Source organism: Frankia sp. CcCS3, from assembly GCF_977927575.1.
In genome coordinates, this window is record NZ_CDWRCL010000065.1 from 1 (window position 1) to 17294 (window position 17294).

Consider the following 17294-nt stretch of genomic DNA (forward strand, 5'->3'; position numbering starts at 1 on the left):
CCCCGCACCACACAACGGATCATGCAATCCGAAAATCACCATCAGATCCACGGCCAACCCCGGGACGTACTTCCCAAACAGGCCCTAGCACCGCCGCCTCATGCCACAGCGTGCCCGCGCTACCGCCATCTGACCGAGTCGGCAGCGGACACCTGGTATATACTATCGATAGCTCTCATAGGCGGGAGGCGTTGTGGCGGACACGGCGATCGCGAGGCTCTTCATGCACGGCAGGAGCCAGGCAGTGCGGCTCCCGAAGGAGTTCCGGCTGCCCGGTGACCGGGTGCGCGTCCGGCGCATGGGAGACGGCGTGCTGCTGGAGCCGATCGCGTCCGATGTCGATGCCTGGTTCACCGAGCTGGACCGTTTCGCGGACGTGCCGCTGTTCGAGGACGGCAGGAACCAGCCGCCGACGCCCGCCGGGGAGGACTTCTTCGGATGAGCTACCTCCTGGACACCAACACTGTGGTCGCGCTGCTGCGGAACAAGCCCGCCGGCGTGCGGGAACGGTACCGGGAGGCCGAAGCGTCCGAGGATTATCTCGCGCTCTCGTCGGTCGTCTTGTTCGAGCTGTGGTATGGCGTGGCGAAGAGCGCTCAGGTGCCGGAGAACACCGAGCGCCTGCGGATACTGCTCTCCGGTGACCTGGACCTGCTTGACTTCGATGACGAGGACGCCCGTACTGCCGGCGAGGTGCGCGCCGCCCTGGAGAAGGCCGGGACGCCGATTGGCGCCTACGATCTGTTGATCGCCGGGCAGGCACTGCGGCGCGGGCTGACAGTCGTTACGGCGAACACCTCGGAGTTCAGCCGGGTCACCGGCCTGAGCTGGGAGGACTGGACGAGCTAGCCGTCGTCGGCGCCCGCTGAATTTCACCGGCTCATGTCGGACAGGGCGTGCCAGAACGTCTCCTACGCTGCGGAGCGAGGGATGACGCGGACGTCGAGGTCGGCGTCGAGTGCCTCGGCGAGCCGTTCCAGCGCCGGGAGTGTCGGTACGGTGCCGCCGGCCTCGAACCGTGCCACCGCCGACTGCGTCATGCCCGCCGCGCCGGCCAGCTCAGCCTGGCTCCAGGCGCGCCGCTGGCGCAGCGCCCATTGCCCGCGCCGACGCCGACGAACTCGCCACGAGCCGCTAGCACGTCCGAGCAGCGCTCGGACGTGGACGGCCGATGATCTATGATCGTCTTCTGATGGACGTGTCCCCTCGTGACACTCGCCACGCTGGGCCCTCCCTATGCTCCACCAGCCACCCGGTGGGGATCTGCTGAAATGGTTGGCGTCGCTGGGTGCGGTGTCCCCGACGCACCCAGCGATCGGTGGGGCCCCGCGCTCCGCCAGCGGGCACCAACGCCCGTACGGCCTGACGAGGTCTGTCGCCTCGTGGCCGGCAAGTCCGGGAGAACGACTGGACCAGCATGAGCGTAGCGAACGGAACTGCAGTACCCGCAGTACCTGGCGCCATCACCGTGGCGGCAGTGGACGATCACCCGATCGTGCTTCGCGGCCTCGCGGACCTCCTTCACGACGTCGAGGACTTCAGGCTGATCGGCACCGCTCACTCCATCGAAGCCCTGCTGGCCGGCCCGGGGCACGGCGCCCAGGTGATCCTGCTCGATCTCGATCTCGGCGATGGCACCGCGCCGCCCCATAACATCCAGCGGCTGCTCGCGGTGGACCGCGCGGTCGTGGTTTTCAGCGCCGCGGCGGCTCCCGCGACGGTTCGCGACGCGATGCGCGCCGGCGCGTCGGGCTTCGTCCCGAAGACCGACGACATCGAGGATCTGGCCACCGCGATCCGCGCCGCCGCCGCGGGAACGGGGTGGATCTCGCCGCAGCTGGCATTCCTGCTGCTCACCGATGACGCCCCGGACAAACCGGGCCTGTCGCCCAAAGAAGTAGAAGCACTGCGTCTCTATGCGACCGGAATGCCCATGAAGACGGTTGCCCACAAGATGAACGTCTCTCCGGAAACGGCGAAGCAGTACATCGATCGGGTCCGATCGAAGTACCGCAAGGCCGGGCGGGACGCGAGCACCAAGGTCGACCTCTACAAACTCGCAGTGGAAGACGGCCATCTCAATCCCGGTGCCGAGGGAACGGCCTGACCCCGCCACCAGAGTGATCACGAGGACGTGGACCCGGCGCGCGCCCTCACGCCACCCCCCGCACAGCGGGAGAGCGCGCGCCCGATCAAGGAACGGAACACCTCGGCGGACATCCCCTGGCCCGGCGGCCTGTCCTCCCTGCGTCCCCTTGACTCCCCCGTGTTTCCTTGACCAGGAACATCCTCGCGGACAATGACGATTCGGTCATGACCCACATCCACCGAATCCGCTGTCCCCCAGCAAGGGGTCAGCGGAAGGACGTGGGAGCACGACCACCGGGACCGGATCGATGCGGACGGGTCACCCTCGAGGGGGCTTCGTCCTCGGCTGGAGCAGCACCGCCCCGATCAGGGCGAGGAGGCCGGCGCCGAGGCACACCGTGATCCCCGCCTGTGGACGGATCGAGATCGCATCCGCGGAAATCGCGCGGAACGAGGCGAGGGTCGGCGGCCCGTAGATGCGGTCCAGAGCGGTGATAATCACGATCAGGACCGCGATGATTCGGGCGAGGGCGACGTCGATCGCACCGGCAAGCGGCCGACGCACCAACCGTCCCACCCCGATGGCACCGAGCATGACCGCCAGGACACCGATGGTGCGCCCGTCTCCGACCACGAGACCGCTGAACGTACGTGTCTCGTCGCCGCTGGACATCTCGCTCCACGGCAGGACGGAGCCGATGCCGGCTCCGACGGCCGCCAGCACCACCATCAGCGCGGCAACCGGCCGGGACGGGGCGACCGGCCGGGGCGCGGTGATCGGTGGGAAATCGGGACTTTCCACGGCCTCATCGGCACGCCGGGCCGCAAAACCGCCGTTCGCCGGGGCCGAACCGGCGAGGTGGTCGCGAGACGCGGCCGGCCTCGGTTGTTCGGACGGCGTCGGTTGTTCGGACGGCGTCGGTTGTTCGGACGGCGTCGGTTGTTCGGACGGCGTCGACGGACGATGCGTCTCGGGCAAGGCCTGCGGACGCGGGACAACCGGCCGCGGCCCCGGGTCAGCACGCCGTTCCTGATCCTCCAGGTCATGGTCGTCACCCGCGCCCCGGTTCCGCCCGGGGTATGCCTGCAGCCGGCGGTCGAAGGCCGGGCCAGGATAGGAGTCGGGATAGGAATAGGCATCGGTCACCGGCTCGCCGCCCTGCCGCGCGCCGGAGACCGGTAGGGGCCACGCCTCGTCCCTCGTGCCGGAGGGCACCGGCTCGGGATCGGGTCTGAGCTGTCGGCGCACCTGCATGGTCGGCGGGTCGGCAGAACGCGACGCCCGTGGACGACCACGATCATGATCGAGTACGTGGTCATCCCCGTCGGTACGGGCGGGCGGCCGACGCCCGGCCGCGGCCTCCAGGGGATCCCTGCCAGGTTCTCGATGATCCCGGACGGGAACCGGCGCCGGCACTCCTCGCGACCGAGGACCCTCCTCAACGCCGGGAACGGATGGCACCCTGGCGCCGGAACCGGCGGACCCGGCGGAGGTCCTCGAGACGTCGCGCTCGAACCACGCGGGTCGGGACGGTGCCGGTGCTGGCGTCGGTGCCGACGCTGGCGTTGGCGTTGGCGTTGGCGTTGGCGGTCGAGCCCGGGTCGGCGCCGGTGCCGGCAGCTGCGCGGAGGCCGGCGGTAGGGAGACCGGCGGTGGGGAGGCACTCGTACGGCCGGGCGTCGAACGCGCGGTTCCGGCCGAGCTGACCGGATTCCCCGTGCGACTCGGGGGAGGCGGTGCCGCGGGACTACCCGAACGGCTCGCGGCCGGTGGTGCCGCTGCCGGAATGGGCGGGGGCGGGGCGAGCGGGGGCGGGGCGGGCGGCCCGGGCCGCGAAGCCGAGGGCCGTCGGACGGCGCCGCGCCCCTGGCCGGAACCGGGCTGGGCGGAACCGGGCTGGCTGGAACCAGACTGGGCGGGTGTGTCGGTCTTCGATGGCGTCGACCGCTTCGATGATTCCGGGGTGTCCGCCGCGGCTGGCCGGGCGGGAGCCGGCGGCACCGACCGCTGCCCGCCGCCCACGGACCGCGCCGGTGAAGCTCCTCCCAAGGGTGGAACCGACGTCGGCGGGATACGGCCGGTACCCTGCCGCGGGGCGGCAACCGCGCTCCCGGGGTTTCCCGGCTTCCCGAGGTTCCCCGGCTTTTCGGGATTCTCTGTCTTTGTCGTGCTCTGCGGGCTTCCGGCCCGCTCCGCACCGCTCCGGCCGGCCGGACCCGCGCTCGCTGCTCGTCCGCCCTGGGAGGAGGTCGGATTCGACGCACGGGCGGACGTGGCGGCCGCGTTCCTCCCGGCCCCCGGGCGCGGTGCGGTCTTCTCCGTGGTCCCACCGCTCTGCCCGGTCCGGGGTACTCCGGTTTCGGGATTGGCCGCGGCGTCGCCGTTCGTCGACCGGGCGTCGGACGCCTGACCGTCCGTCCCACTTCCCTGCTCGGCCATCCCACCACTTCCTGACATACACCGTGTGCAACAGGCCGCCGGCCGACCCGGTACGGACCGGAGGCGACCGGGCCCGGGCCGTACCACGCCCCGAGCTTGTCCGCCTAGGCCCAGCTCGGCATCATCATGACAGTCATCAGCTCACGCCCGACATGTGCCAGAACGGCAACGGCACAACGGTGGCCACGCCGACGGGCCGTCGGCGACCGGCGGACTCGGCGTCGGCGCGGCTCGGGGTGCTCGAGGTAGGCCAGTTCTCGGCCAGGGATCAAAGATCAAAGATCAGGGATGCGGCGCTGACGCCAGACGGTGGGGTCAGTCAGACGGTGGGATCAGATGGCCTCCCCGATGCGATGGACCCGCATCATGTTGGTCATGCCGGCCACGCCCGGCGGCGTCCCGGCGACGACGACCACCAGTTCACCCGGCTTGCATCGGCCAATATGGAAGAGGGCGCTGTCGACCTGGCGGACCATCTCGTCCGTGCTGTCCGCGAACGGCACGAGGAAGGTTTCCACGCCCCAGAAGAGCGCCATCTGGTTGCGAACCGCCGGAATCGGCGTGAAGGCCAGCACCGGGACCTCTGTACGGTACCGGGCGAGTCGCCGGGCCGTGTCACCACTGAGGGTGTGGGCCACGAGATAACGGGCGCCGACCGCGGCTCCTACCGACGCGGCGGCCTGGGCGAGTGCCCCACCGAGCGTGCGCGGTTCGGTCCGCAGGGGCGGTATCCGGCCGAGGTCGGCCTCGGCGGTCTCGATGATGCGCGCCATGGTGGCCGCGGCCTCGATGGGGTAGGCACCGACGCTCGTCTCCGCCGACAGCATGATCGCGTCAGCGCCGTCCAGGACGGCGTTGGCGCAGTCACTGGCCTCGGCACGGGTCGGCCGCGGCGCGCTGACCATGGACTCGAGCACCTGGGTCGCGACGATCACCGGCTTGGCCCGCTCCCGGGCCTGGCTGACGGCGCGCTTCTGCACGAGCGGCACGTCCTCGAGCGGCAGCTCGACCCCGAGATCGCCACGGGCGATCATCAGACCGTCGAACGCCTCGATGATCTCGTCGAGTTCAGCGACCGCCTGCGGCTTCTCGATCTTGGCGTGGACCGGGACCCGGATCCCCACCTCATCCATGATCGCATGCACCGCCGCGGCGTCCACAGCACTCCGGACGAAGGACAAGGCGACCATGTCCACCCCGAGGTTGAGGGCGAACCGCAGGTCAGCGGCGTCCTTCTCGGTGAGCGCCGGGACGGTGAGCGCGGCGTTGGGAATGTTCATCCCCTTGTGGTCGCTCACCGGCCCGCCAATGACGACCGTAGTGTGGACGTCGGTGTCGGTCACCCCGTCGATCTGGAGGACCAGGCGGCCGTCGTCAACCAGGACGCGATCCCCGGCCGCGACGTCGCCCGGCAGGCCCGGGTAGGTCGTGCCGACCTGATGCTGATCGCCGGGAACATCACGGATCGTGACGGTGAACCGCTGACCGGGCAGCAGGGTGACCCCGCCGTCGGCGAAGCTCCCCAGCCGGATTTTCGGTCCCTGGAGGTCGGCGAGCGTGCCGACACTGCGGCCGGCCGCCTCCGCGGCCTCGCGCACCCGCGCGTACGTGACGGCATGCTGTTCGTGTGTTCCGTGGGAGAAATTTAGTCGGGCAATGTCCATTCCCGCGTCGACGAGGGCCCGGACCTTCTCTGGCGAGCTGGTCGCGGGGCCGAGGGTACAAACAATCTTGGCTCTACGGGGCACACCCAGAGCCTAAGTACTGATCGTCGGTCATTGCACACGGGGGCCACCAGGAGACGCGTGCGGCGGCCCGAGAAGTAGTCAGATCAGGCGTATCCGTTATATGCTGCGCGTGGTCGCGCAGCGGCGTACCGTTCATATCGTCCGCGCCACACCCCTGTCGGTCGACGCGCGTGATACGGGAAAGACGGCAAGGGCGCCGGACGTTCCTGGGATCCGCTCCCTCGGATGCGGAAGTCGGTAGGGCACGATCGAGTCCCCCGGAGCCGGTATGAAACAAAATCCCGCCATCCACCGCCAATCGTCCGGCGACATCGACATCGCCGTCGCCGACGTCATGGCTCCCGCCGAGACCAGCGTTGTCGCCTCGGAGGTGCACGCCGGCGGCGCGGCCGGCGGGAGCTCCCCCGCGGCCGCACCGCTTCGTCCGGCCGAGCCCGGGTCTTAGTGTCGCCACGACGGGCGGCCGTGCTCCGCGGCCTTCCCGCCGCGGACCACTGCCGGTCGCCGCCCACCTGTCGGGTCGGCGCGACGCCGGCCGCCCGAACGTGGCGCGCCCGGGTGTGGCCCAGGAGTCAGACCCCGACCGGTGGGGCACTGGCCCCTTCGGCCCACCCCGCCTCAGCACCGACGGCCGGGGCCGGGGCAAACTGGGTCCGGTACAGCTCGGCATAGAGCCCGCCGCGGGCCAGCAGCTCCTCATGGGTCCCGCTCTGCACGATCCGCCCGTCGTCGACCACCAGAATGCGGTCGGCGTCGCGCACCGTGGACAGCCGGTGCGCGATGACCAGGGATGTCCGTCCCACCAGCGCGGCGGTCAGCGCCTGCTGCACGCCGGCCTCGGACTCGCTGTCGAGATGCGCGGTGGCCTCGTCCAGCACGACGATGCCCGGTTCGCGCAGCAGCAGCCGGGCGATGGCCAGCCGCTGCTTCTCCCCGCCGGACAGGCGGTAGCCCCGGTCACCGACGACCGTGTCCAGGCCGTCCGGCAGGGAGCGCACGAGCAGCCCGATCCGCGCCGCGCCCAGAGCGGTCCACATCTGCTCGTCCAAGGCGTCCGCCCGGGCGAAGGCCAGGTTCGCGCGGATGGTGTCGTGGAACAGATGCGCGTCCTGGGTGACCACACCGACGGCGGACCGCAGGGACCGAAGGGTGAGATCGCGGACATCGTGCCCGCCGATGCGTACCGACCCCGACCGCACGTCATACATGCGCGGAACGAGCTGGCTGATCGTCGTCTTGCCCGCTCCGGACGGGCCGACCAACGCGATCACCTGCCCCGGCTCGACCCGGAAGGTGACATCGTGCAACACCGGCGTGGGCACCCGCGGGTCGAGTACGGCGACCGACTCCAGCGACGCCAGGGAGACCTCGCCGGCGGCCGGATAACGGAAACCGACATGATCGAACTCGATGGTCGTCGCGCCGGCCGGCAGATCGACGGCGCCCGGCCGGTCGGCGATCGCTGGCTCCAGATCGAGCACCTCGAAGACCCGCTCGAAGGACACCAGCGCCGTCATGACGTCGACGTGCACGTTGGAGAGCTGGGTGAGCGGCCCGTACAGCCGTCCGAGGTAGGCCGTGAGCGCGACCAGGGTGCCGACCTCCAGGCTGCCCTGGGCAGCGAACCGACCGCCTATCCCGTAGACGATCGCGGTCGCGAGCGAGGCGACCAGGGTGAGCGAGACGAAGAATATGCGGCCGTACATAGCCTGGGTCACCCCGATGTCACGCACCCGCCCGGCCCGAACGCGGAAGTTCTCGTCCTCCCGTTCCGCCGAACCATACAGTTGCGCGAGCATCGCTCCGGACACGTTGAATCGTTCCGTCATCGTCGTGTTCATCTCGGCGTTCAACCCGTAGCTCTCCCGGGTCAGCCTGGCCAGGCGGGGCGCCAACAAGCGGGCCGGAATAATAAATACCGGCAGCAACACGAGCGACACGAGGGTGATTCGCCAGGACAGCACCAGCATCGCGGCGAGCACGAATCCGGCGGACAGGACATTCGACAGCACCGACGACAGCGTGTTGGTGAACGCCGACTGCGCGCCGAGCACGTCGTTGTTCAACCGGCTGATGAGCGCCCCGGTCTGGGTCCGGGTGAAGAAGGCGAGCGGCTGGCGCTGCACGTACCAGAACACCTGGCTGCGCATCTCGTAGATCAGACCCTCGCCGATCCGGGCCGAGAACCAGCGCTGCGCGAGCGACAGACCGGCGTCCAGGAACGCCAGGCCCGCGACGACCGCGGCGAGCGCCTGCACGAGCCCCACCCGGTGGCGCACGATGCCGTCATCGATGATCGTCTTGAGGATCAGCGGAACAACCGCACCGACAGCCGAGCTGAGCACGATGAGCGCGAGAAAGTAGGCGAGCTGCCGCCGATGGGGACGGGCGAAGGCGACGATCCTGCGCAGGGTACCGGGCCGCAGCGAGGTCCGGGTGACCGAACGGTCCTGTTGGAAGGTACGCATCGTAGACCAACCATCCATTCCCGGTCGCATCAGCCCTCCTGGCGGAGGCGCTTACTGTGTTACGTAGTGCTTACTACGTAACGATGTAAGCAGGAATTGCGGACGGGCATTCCCGCGGCGGGTGCGGCTCGTCAGGCATGCTGGCTGCAGCTTGGCACGGCACGGAGCGAAACGGATGCCGAAGCGGGAGACCGCCGGTACGGAGCCGGCGCAGGAGCCGGTCGGGGCTGCCGGTCACCCCGCCGCGGGGTCGTCACCGGCAGCGGAGCGGGCGGTGACGACGCGTTCCCAGGCCTCGTCCTCGGCCCGCTCGTCGAGACGGTCGGAGCGGGTAGCGGGACGGGAGCGCCGCACGCCGCGCATCAGCGCCTTCACCTCGGCCGCGATGTCGCGGGGAACCGCGAGGAGCGCCGCGACCAGCACGCCGACCTGCTCGTCCAGCAGCTCACGCGGCAGGACCCGCTGGGCCAGCCCGATCCTGGCCGCTTCGTCGGCGGCGAGCTCGCGGCCGGTCAGGCAGAGGTCCAGGGCGTTCGCGTAGCCGAGGAGCTCGACCAGCCGACCCATGGCACCGGCCGCGGGCAGGAGGCCGTCACGCGCCCAGGTCAGCCGGAAGCGCGCATCCTCGGCGAGAACCTGCAGGTCGCAGGCGACCGTCACCGCGAGACCGAGGTCGCCGACCGTCGTGTCCACGACGGCCACACTGATCAGGTCGGACCGATCGGAGACCCGCCCCATCGCGTCGCGCCATGCGCGATATCCCGCGGCCGGGGACAACTGCCCCACGGCGTCCGCGGGCCCTTCCTCGCCCACTCGGGGTGCGGGGTCGGTAAGGGCAGCGGCCGGTGGGGGGCGATGACCCATCCGGACAACCAGGACCCGGACCTCACCGGTCAACCGCCGCAGTTCGCCGGCCAGCGCCGACGCGAGAGCCGGGAACGAGCCGGCCCCGCCGGTATCACCGGGATCCGTCATCCAGATCGTGACGAGAGGCCCGGCGACCCGCACGTGCAGTCCGGCCGCCGCCGCCGCTACAGCGGCGGCGGGGACCGCCATGATCAGGCGCTTTTCTTCTTGGTGCCCCGGGTCGCACCACCCCGGCCGCGCAGGGTCGTACCGGACTCCGAGAGGATCCGGTGGACGAACCCGTACGAACGACCAGAGGACTCGGCGAGCAGGCGGATGCTCTGCCCACCTTCGTACTTCTTCCGAAGTTCGGCGGCAAGCTTGTCCCGCTCGGCGCCGGTGATCCGGGTTCCTTTCCTGAGCTCGGCCAACGTGGCCCCCTCCGTGTTCGATGATCTGCGAACCGATCTTCACTCAGCTTGAGTAAACGCGCCACTCGAAGCAGATGTGATCCATCACACGCGGCGCCGGTGCGTGACCGTGCCCTCGCGTTCCTTCCTCCACGCCGGCGGTCACCAGCGATGGCACGGGTCGCACCCACCCGCTGGCACAGCAGGCGCGCCTGGCCGACGGTGCTACCGAGATCAGTGTCCCCAATCCCCGGTACGCGGCCCGACAACAGCATCGGCGCGTCGCCACGAACATCGCCATCTTCGCGCTCAAGATCTTCTCTCGATGCAACGCTGCAGGTACGACCATCAGTCGATCACTGTACAGAGCGAGCCGACGGACCGCGAACGCGGCCGATCAATTCGACTGATTCCTCACATCCGACACCGGTTGTCCACCCCGTCGGGGCCGGCCCGCTCCCGTGCTGAGGCCCGGTCCGGCGAGATCGCGGACGGCTCGTCGCACCCCTGCCGGCGCCCCCGCCAGCACCTCCGGCATCCGGCTCGGGGGGAACTCCGGCGCTGGGAGCGGACCGGACTCGTTACCGTGCAGTGGTGGTCGGTGACGTGATGATCTCCGGGTCAGCACCGAAGGTGCCCAGCTACGCGGCCTGCCTCGGTACGGACCGGTGAGCGCGACGGACGGCGCCTCCGACCCGACCGCTGTCGCCGCCTCCAGCCGGTTGCCCGGACCGCGCGGCGGCCTGTCCCGGCCCTGGGCGGGGTCCGCCGGGCGCACCGAGGCCGGCGAGGCGGCGCTGTGGCTCATCCTGGTGGCCTGCGGTCTCATCGGCACGTTCCTCGTCTCCACCGGCGACCTGGATCTGGACATCGGTGACCCGCCGCTGCGCGGCGGGTGGGCTCCCCGTCTCGATTCCCTCGTCCTGGTCCCGCTCGTGATCGCCGTGGTCGTGGTCGCCCTCACCGCCTGGTGGGCCTCGACCACCCCCCCGGCGGCCACCCCGAACACCCCGGCCACGGCGACCGGCCCGGTGAACAGGCTGCCCTGGACCGCCCTGCTCGTCCTGGGCTACGTCGGATCGCTGGCGTGGAGCGGCACGCTCGCGCTGGTCGCACCCGGGGAGATCACCGCGGATCTTCGCATCCCGGCGGATCTCCTGGCGGCGGCGAAGGCCGTCGGTGACGATCCGCTCGGCTTCCTCGCCACCTACACCGCGACCACCGCGCACGCCGCGGCGGGGACCACGGCCGTCCTGCCGACCCATCCTCCGGGCCCCGTCCTGACCGTCTGGGTGCTCACCAGGGTGGGGATGCACGGTGCGGTCGCGATCGGGATACTGTTCACCGCCCTGGGCGCGCTGGTCGTCCCCGCCGTCTCGATCGCGGTGCGCTCGTTGTGCCATGAGACGGCCGCCCGGCGCCTGGTCCCCGTCCTCGTCCTGGCCCCGTGGAGCGGATGGACGGCGGCGTCCCCGGACGCCGTCACGGCTACCCTGGCCGCCCTGGCCGTCGCGGTGGGGGTGGTCGGATGCGAACCGGGTCGGCGCTCGATGTGGTGGGCGCTGGCAAGCGGGCTGCTGCTCGGCCTCGCGGGGCTGTTCGGCTACGCCCCGGTATGGCTTGGCGTGGCGGTCGCCGCGGCCTACTTCGTCCGCCGTCGCCCGATCCTCAATGTCATGACCGGTCTGGGTGCGCTCCTGCCGCTGTGGCTCTTCTACGCGTGGGGTTTCTCCTGGCCCGACGGGCTGGCCCTGGCGAGCGCGCCACGGCCGGGGCTCGCCGGCACGCTGGCCTGGATCGTCGTGGACCTGACCGTGGTCGTCCTCGTCTGCGGGCCGGTTCTCATCCGGGCGGCGCGCCGCCTGCGGCTGACCCCGGGCTGGCCGCTGCTGGTGGGGGCCGGCGCGACGATGCTGTTCGCGACGGTCCTCGGGCTGGCCGATGGCGACGTCGAAGAGTCCTGGCTGCCGGTGTTCCCCTGGTTACTGGTGGCCGCGGTGGCGCCTCGTCCCCGACCGGAGCTGCCCGGAGACAAGCTACGAGCGGGAAACCTGCCGGTGGTACTGATGTCCCTCGGCGTTCTGAGCGCGCTCGCGCTGCGGCTCTGCCTCGCCGACGGCACCGGCTGACGGATCCCGTCGTCGACCCGGCTCGTCGCGGAGGATGTCGGGCTCGAGGAAGATGCGCAGCGGAACCGCCACCGCGGCCCGCAGCGCCGCCTCCGCGCCGTTGATGGTGGCGGCCACCTCGGGCATCGCCAGTTCCGCCCCGATACCGATCTTGGCGGCGACGAGCAGCTCGTCCGGCCCGAGGTGCAGTGTGCGCAGGTGGATGACCGTGGCGACGCCCGGGGCGGCGGCGAGCGTGCCGCGGATGGTGGCGACCATTCCCGGGGCGGCGGCCTCACCCACCAGCATGCCGTACGCCTCGGTCGCCACGAGGACGGCCACGATCAGCAGGAGCACGCCGATGGCCAGCGTTCCCGCGCCGTCCCAGATCGGGTCGTCGAGTGCCAGGGTCAGCCCGACCCCGAGCAACGCGAAGATCAGCCCCAGCTCGGCTGCCAGGTCCTCCAGCAGGACGATGGGCAGTTCCGGGGTCCGCGCCTCCCGGATGAACCGCCACCAGGACTGGTCGCCCTTCGTCTTCTTCGACTCGCGGATGGCGGTCGCGAAGGAGTACGACTCCAGCAGCACCGCGGTCAGCAGGACGACGACCGCGACCAGCCCGCTCTCCAGCTCATGCGGATGGCGCAGCTTCTCGACGCCCTCATACACTGAGAACAGCCCACCGACGCTGAACAACACGATCCCGACCAGGAAGCCGGCGATGTAACGCGCCCGCCCGTACCCGAAGGGATGCTCCTCGTCCGGCGGCTGGACGGAACATTTCTGGCCGAGCAGGAGCAGGCCCTGGTTGCCGGAGTCGGCCACCGAGTGGATGGACTCGGCCAGCATCGACGACGACTGGGTGAACAGGAACGCGACGAACTTCGCCACCGCGATACCCAGATTGGCGATCAGTGCCGCCATGACCGCCTTGGTGCCGCCCTGCGTACTCACAAAGGTTCTCCATTCCGTTCCCGGGGCAGGGTTCCTGCTCAAGCCAGGGTGATGAGCTCGGCCAGATCGGGTGACCAGTTGTCCTCGACCCCGTCCGGCAGCATCAGGACCTTCTGCGGGTCGAGTGCCTCGACGGCCCCCGGGTCGTGGGTGACCAGGACGACCGAGCCCCGGTACGTGGCGAGCGCGGCAAGCACCTCGTCGCGCGAGGCGGGGTCGAGGTTGTTCGTCGGCTCGTCGAGCAGGAGGACGTTGGCGGAGCTGCAGACCAGTCCGGCGAGCGCGAGGCGGGTCTTCTCGCCGCCGGACAGGGTCTCGGCGCGCTGCTCCACGCTGTCTCCGCTGAACAGGAACGCGCCCAGGATGCGACGCAGCTCCACGTCCGACGCCCCCGGCGCGGCGGCCCGCATGTTGTCCAGCACCGAGCGGCTAGTGTCCAGCGTCTCGTGTTCCTGCGCGTAGTACCCGAGACGCAGACCGTAACCGGGATGCACCTGACCGACGTCGGGCGCCTCCTGGCCCGCCAGGATGCGCAGCAGCGTGGTCTTGCCGGCACCGTTCAGCCCGAGGACCACGACCCGCGAGCCGCGGTCGATCGCGAGGTCCACGCCGGTGAACACCTCCAGCGAGCCGTAGGACTTCGACAGTCCGGTGGCGGTCAGCGGCGTGCGGCCGCACGGAGCCGGGTCCGGGAAGCGCAGCTTGGCTACCCGGTCGGCGACGCGCGCCTCGGCGAGCCCGGCCGCGAGCCGCTCGGCCCGCCGGTCCATCTGATGGGCGGCCCGCGCCTTGGTCGCCTTGGCGCGCATCTTGTCGGCCTGCGCCTTCAGCGAGTCGATCTTCTTCTCGGCATTGGCGCGTTCCCGGCGACGGCGGCGCTCGTCCAGCTCGCGCTGGTTGAGATAGGTCTTCCAGTTCACGTTGTAGACGTCGAGGGTGGCCCGGTTGGCGTCGAGGTGGAAGACCTTGTTCACGCACTTGTCGAGCAGGTCGACGTCGTGGCTCACCACGATCAGGCCACCCGTGTGAGCGCGCAGGAAGTCCCGCAGCCACCCGATCGAGTCGGCGTCGAGGTGGTTCGTCGGCTCGTCGAGCAGCAGGGTCGCGTCGGCGTTGCCGGACCCGGCGAACAGGATGCGAGCGAGTTCGACCCGCCGCCGCTGCCCACCGGACAGGGTGCCGATGGGCTGGACGAGCACCCGGTCAGCCAGGCCCAGCGACGAGCAGATCCGGGCAGCCTCCGCCTCGGCGGCATAACCGCCGAGCGTCCCGAATCGCTCCTCCAGGCTGCCGTAGCGGCGGATCGCCGCGTCCCGCGCCGTGGTGTCGACCAGCTCGGCCATCTCCAGCTGCAGCTTCTCCATTTCGCGCAGGAGAACGTCGAGACCACGTGCCGACAGCACACGATCACGGGCAGTGTCGGCCAGATCGCCGGTACGCGGGTCCTGGGGGAGGTAACCCATCTCACCCCGGAGGTCGACGGTGCCGGCGAACGGCAGCCCCTCCCGGGCAAGCACCTTCAGCAACGTCGTCTTGCCGGCCCCGTTGCGCCCGACGAGACCGATCCGGTCGTTCGGCTGCACCCGGAAGGATACGGGCTCGATCAGAGTGCGGGCTCCGGCACGCAGTTCGAGCTCGGACACAATGATCATCGAGGTAGGGCCTCTTTCGGGCTTCCAGACAACGCCGGGCGAGCGTCAGAGCGTTACACCGGCGACGTCGGGTTGACACGGACAACGGCGGGGACCCCACCAGAGCACTGCGAACCGGGACGACCGAGGTCGGGCACGGGGTAGGTCGGGCACAGGGCAGGTCGCGCACCGTGCCCACCAAGGACGGCACGGTCGGGCACGCGACGATCACGATACGACGATGCTCATGACCTCAAGAGTACGGGGGGCATAGGCCGCTGTGGCCGCCGGCTAGCCCTCGGGCAGGCCCGCCACGCGCCAGAGCGTAGGGTGCCCGTGCGCCCACGGTCACCCGCCGTCGTCCGGGTGGCCGCGCGCGGGCCAGGCCGGTGCCCGCCCGCCACGAGAACATGGACGACGTCCGTCCACCGCCCAGCCGCAGGCGTCGCCGCGCCTGCGCACCGATCGAAAGGCACACCATGTCGACGCTCCTCGTGACCGGAGCCGCCGGGTTCATCGGATCGAACTTCGTCCGCTACTGGCGGACGCGGCATCCGGGGGACGCGGTCGTGGCGCTCGACGCCCTGACCTACGCCGGCTGCCGGGAGAACCTCGCCGACGTCGCGGACCGCGTCACGTTCGTCCACGGCGGCATCCGTGACCAGGAGCTCGTCGAGTCGGTGCTGCGGGAGCACTCCGTGGACGTGGTGGTGAACTTCGCCGCCGAGTCGCACAACAGTCTGGCGATCATTCGCCCCGGCGAGTTCTTCTCGACGAACGTGATGGGTACCCAGGCCCTGCTCGAGGCGGCCCGCACGGTCGGGGTGGCCCGCTTCCACCAGATCTCCACCTGCGAGGTCTACGGCGACATGGACCTCAACGACCCCGGCGCCTTCACCGAGGACTCCCCCTACCTCCCCCGCACGCCCTACAACGCGGCGAAGGCCGGCGGGGACCACGCCGTACGCGCCTATGGCTTTACCTACAACCTCCCCGTGACGATCACCAACTGCTCGAACAACTACGGTCCCTACCAGTTTCCGGAGAAGGTCATCCCCCTGTTCGTGACCCGGGCGCTGCAGGGCGAGTCGCTCCCGATGTACGCCTCTACCACGAACCGGCGCGAGTGGCTGCACGTGATGGACCACTGCCGGGCGATCGACGCGGTTCTGGACCGCGGGCGGCTCGGCGAGACCTACCACGTCGGATCCGGCGTCGAGGCGGACATCGAGACGATCGCCGACACGGTGCTCGCCGAGCTCGGTCTGCCCGCGTCGTTGAAGACGATCGTGCCCGACCGTCCCTCGCACGACCGCCGCTACCTGCTGGACTCCACCAAGCTGCGGACCGAGCTGGACTGGGCGCCGTTGATCGACTTCGCCGAGGGCATGCGGTCGACCATCGCCTGGTACAAGGAGAACGAAGCCTGGTGGCGTCCGCTGCTCGGTCGCTCCCCGGTCTCCGAAACGGCCTGGACGAGCTGACAGCCCCAGCCGAGCTGAGCCGTCAGCCGCCGGTCAGCGACGCGTACAGCCGCGCGGTGCGCTCGGCGATCGCAGCCCAGCCGAACTCGGTGACGGCCCGGTCCCGGCCCGCGTGGCCCATCGCGGCCGCCCGGACCGGGTCCGCGAGCACCTCGTTGACGGCCCCGGCCAGCGCGCCGGGGTCGTCGGGCGGCACCAGCAGACCGGTGACGCCGTCGTCGACGACCTCGGGAATGCCACCAACCCGGGAGGCGACGACCGCGGTGCCGCACGCCATCGCCTCCAGGTTGACGATGCCGAGCGGCTCGTAGACCGACGGGCAGACGAACACGGTGGCATGGCTGAGCAGCTGGATCACCTCCGGCTTCGTCAGCATCCCGGGCAGCCAGACCACGCCGTCGCGGCCGGCGCGCAGGCCCTCGACCAGGTCGGTGATCTCCGTGAACAGCGCAGGGGTGTCCGGGGCCCCGGCACAGAGCACGAGCTGCGCCTGGGGGTCGATCGCCGCCGCCGCCCGCAGCAGCACCGGCAGCCCCTTCTGCCGGGTGATCCGCCCCACGAAGATCACCGTCGGCCGATCCGGGTCCACCCCGTGGCGTTCCAGCACGTCGGTCGCGGTGTCCGGACGGTACTCGTCGGTGTCGATGCCATTGCGGATGACGTGCACGCGGGCCGGATCGACCGCCGGGTAGGCATCGAGGATGTCCGCGCGCATGCCCGCGCTGACCGCGACCACGGCGGCCGCCGACTCGATCGCGACCCGCTCGCACCAGGACGACACCCGGTAGCCCCCGCCCAGCTGCTCGGCCTTCCAGGGACGCCGGGGCTCCAGCGAGTGCGAGGTCATCACGTGCGGGACGCCGCCGAGCAGCGCGGCGAGATGGCCACCGAGATTCGCGTACCAGGTGTGCGAGTGGATCACGTCCGCGCCGGCCGCCGTGGCGGCCATGGACAGGTCCATCGACACGGTCCGCAGCGCGTCGTTCGCGTCGGCGAGCGCGGCCCAGCTCCGGTGCGCCGCGACCGCGGCGACGCCCGGGGCACCCGCCCTCTCGACCACCGGCCGGTCGACGGCACCGGTCGACGGCACCGCACCCGCGGGCCCACCGCCCACCGC

At 70.6% G+C, this 17294-nt stretch carries 17 protein-coding genes; 8 read left to right on the top strand and 9 right to left on the bottom strand.

Going from position 1 to position 17294, the window contains the following annotated elements; translation table 11 throughout:
- Window positions 1-223: 223 nt before the first annotated feature.
- Entirely contained in the window at window positions 224-442 is a 219-nt protein-coding gene (locus AC08OQ_RS08380) for an antitoxin (RefSeq protein WP_476596260.1), read from the top strand.
- A complete protein-coding gene (locus tag AC08OQ_RS08385; protein WP_462186259.1) occupies window positions 439-849 on the top strand; it encodes a type II toxin-antitoxin system VapC family toxin in 411 nt (136 codons plus the stop codon). Before AC08OQ_RS08380 ends, AC08OQ_RS08385 begins: the two co-directional genes overlap by 4 nt.
- Before the next feature lie 62 nt (window positions 850-911).
- Here the strand turns inward: AC08OQ_RS08385 and AC08OQ_RS08390 are convergent, their stop codons facing one another.
- Window positions 912-1451 carry a helix-turn-helix domain-containing protein gene (locus AC08OQ_RS08390; protein ID WP_476603062.1) on the bottom strand — a complete coding sequence of 180 codons (540 nt, stop codon included), beginning with the start codon at window positions 1449-1451 and terminating at the stop codon, window positions 912-914.
- On the opposite strand from AC08OQ_RS08390, the gene AC08OQ_RS08395 reads away from it, so the two are divergent.
- Window positions 1418-2107, top strand: a complete 690-nt coding sequence (locus AC08OQ_RS08395; RefSeq protein WP_462186257.1) for a response regulator transcription factor — start codon at window positions 1418-1420, stop codon at window positions 2105-2107. The genes AC08OQ_RS08390 and AC08OQ_RS08395 overlap by 34 nt on opposite strands.
- A gap of 300 nt (window positions 2108-2407) precedes the next feature.
- On the opposite strand, the gene AC08OQ_RS08400 is transcribed toward AC08OQ_RS08395, so the two are convergent.
- Window positions 2408-2890, bottom strand: coding sequence for a hypothetical protein (locus tag AC08OQ_RS08400; protein ID WP_462203777.1), 483 nt, complete (start codon window positions 2888-2890; stop codon window positions 2408-2410).
- A 162-nt stretch (window positions 2891-3052) separates the two neighbouring features.
- Between AC08OQ_RS08400 and AC08OQ_RS08405 the strand changes: the two genes are divergently transcribed.
- Together AC08OQ_RS08405 and AC08OQ_RS08410 are read left to right on the top strand one after the other, a co-directional pair.
- Window positions 3053-3271: a hypothetical protein gene (locus AC08OQ_RS08405; RefSeq protein ID WP_462203778.1), complete on the top strand. Its 219-nt coding sequence runs from the start codon at window positions 3053-3055 to the stop codon at window positions 3269-3271.
- Window positions 3272-3806: 535 nt separating this feature from the next.
- The gene (locus tag AC08OQ_RS08410) at window positions 3807-4499 is read left to right on the top strand and encodes a hypothetical protein (protein ID WP_476599668.1); all 693 of its coding nucleotides are present in this window, start codon (window positions 3807-3809) and stop codon (window positions 4497-4499) included.
- Between the two features lie 361 nt (window positions 4500-4860).
- Here the strand turns inward: AC08OQ_RS08410 and pyk are convergent, their stop codons facing one another.
- Entirely contained in the window at window positions 4861-6276 is a 1416-nt protein-coding gene (pyk, locus tag AC08OQ_RS08415; RefSeq protein ID WP_476599666.1) for a pyruvate kinase, read from the bottom strand.
- Between the two features lie 268 nt (window positions 6277-6544).
- Between pyk and AC08OQ_RS08420 the strand changes: the two genes are divergently transcribed.
- A complete protein-coding gene (locus AC08OQ_RS08420; RefSeq protein WP_476599664.1) occupies window positions 6545-6721 on the top strand; it encodes a hypothetical protein in 177 nt (58 codons plus the stop codon).
- A 127-nt stretch (window positions 6722-6848) separates the two neighbouring features.
- On the opposite strand, the gene AC08OQ_RS08425 is transcribed toward AC08OQ_RS08420, so the two are convergent.
- The 3 genes from AC08OQ_RS08425 to AC08OQ_RS08435 form a co-directional block, all read right to left on the bottom strand.
- A complete protein-coding gene (locus tag AC08OQ_RS08425; RefSeq protein WP_476599662.1) occupies window positions 6849-8774 on the bottom strand; it encodes an ABC transporter ATP-binding protein in 1926 nt (641 codons plus the stop codon).
- 204 nt (window positions 8775-8978) lie between these two features.
- Window positions 8979-9800, bottom strand: coding sequence for an enoyl-CoA hydratase/isomerase family protein (locus tag AC08OQ_RS08430; RefSeq protein WP_462186251.1), 822 nt, complete (start codon window positions 9798-9800; stop codon window positions 8979-8981).
- A gap of 2 nt (window positions 9801-9802) precedes the next feature.
- Window positions 9803-10021 (bottom strand): helix-turn-helix domain-containing protein, encoded by a 219-nt coding sequence (locus tag AC08OQ_RS08435; protein WP_009399485.1) that lies wholly within the window; start codon window positions 10019-10021, stop codon window positions 9803-9805.
- 647 nt (window positions 10022-10668) lie between these two features.
- On the opposite strand from AC08OQ_RS08435, the gene AC08OQ_RS08440 reads away from it, so the two are divergent.
- Entirely contained in the window at window positions 10669-12129 is a 1461-nt protein-coding gene (locus AC08OQ_RS08440) for a hypothetical protein (RefSeq protein WP_476599659.1), read from the top strand.
- Here AC08OQ_RS08440 and AC08OQ_RS08445 read toward each other — a convergent pair.
- Together AC08OQ_RS08445 and AC08OQ_RS08450 are read right to left on the bottom strand one after the other, a co-directional pair.
- Window positions 12037-13062 carry a cation diffusion facilitator family transporter gene (locus AC08OQ_RS08445; RefSeq protein WP_462202815.1) on the bottom strand — a complete coding sequence of 342 codons (1026 nt, stop codon included), beginning with the start codon at window positions 13060-13062 and terminating at the stop codon, window positions 12037-12039. The genes AC08OQ_RS08440 and AC08OQ_RS08445 overlap by 93 nt on opposite strands.
- A gap of 38 nt (window positions 13063-13100) precedes the next feature.
- Window positions 13101-14714 (bottom strand): ABC-F family ATP-binding cassette domain-containing protein, encoded by a 1614-nt coding sequence (locus tag AC08OQ_RS08450; protein WP_476599657.1) that lies wholly within the window; start codon window positions 14712-14714, stop codon window positions 13101-13103.
- A 458-nt stretch (window positions 14715-15172) separates the two neighbouring features.
- Here AC08OQ_RS08450 and rfbB point away from each other — a divergent pair, with 458 nt between their 5' ends.
- Window positions 15173-16177, top strand: a complete 1005-nt coding sequence (gene rfbB / locus AC08OQ_RS08455) for a dTDP-glucose 4,6-dehydratase (RefSeq protein WP_476599655.1) — start codon at window positions 15173-15175, stop codon at window positions 16175-16177.
- 22 nt (window positions 16178-16199) lie between these two features.
- Here rfbB and glgA read toward each other — a convergent pair.
- Window positions 16200-17294, bottom strand: a 1095-nt coding sequence (gene glgA / locus AC08OQ_RS08460; protein WP_476611974.1) for a glycogen synthase, incomplete at its 5' end; no start/stop codon positions are given.

What these genes read in the sequence shown, in the direction of transcription:
- AC08OQ_RS08450 (WP_476599657.1), bottom strand. Translation starts at nt 14,714, where the DNA reads ATGATCATTGTGTCCGAGCTCGAACTGCGTGCCGGAGCCCGCACTCTG.
- AC08OQ_RS08420 (WP_476599664.1), top strand. Translation starts at nt 6,545, where the DNA reads ATGAAACAAAATCCCGCCATCCACCGCCAATCGTCCGGCGACATCGAC.
- AC08OQ_RS08405 (WP_462203778.1), top strand. Translation starts at nt 3,053, where the DNA reads ATGCGTCTCGGGCAAGGCCTGCGGACGCGGGACAACCGGCCGCGGCCC.
- AC08OQ_RS08380 (WP_476596260.1), top strand. Translation starts at nt 224, where the DNA reads ATGCACGGCAGGAGCCAGGCAGTGCGGCTCCCGAAGGAGTTCCGGCTG.
- AC08OQ_RS08395 (WP_462186257.1), top strand. Translation starts at nt 1,418, where the DNA reads ATGAGCGTAGCGAACGGAACTGCAGTACCCGCAGTACCTGGCGCCATC.
- AC08OQ_RS08425 (WP_476599662.1), bottom strand. Translation starts at nt 8,774, where the DNA reads ATGCGACCGGGAATGGATGGTTGGTCTACGATGCGTACCTTCCAACAG.
- AC08OQ_RS08430 (WP_462186251.1), bottom strand. Translation starts at nt 9,800, where the DNA reads ATGGCGGTCCCCGCCGCCGCTGTAGCGGCGGCGGCGGCCGGACTGCAC.
- AC08OQ_RS08385 (WP_462186259.1), top strand. Translation starts at nt 439, where the DNA reads ATGAGCTACCTCCTGGACACCAACACTGTGGTCGCGCTGCTGCGGAAC.
- rfbB (WP_476599655.1), top strand. Translation starts at nt 15,173, where the DNA reads ATGTCGACGCTCCTCGTGACCGGAGCCGCCGGGTTCATCGGATCGAAC.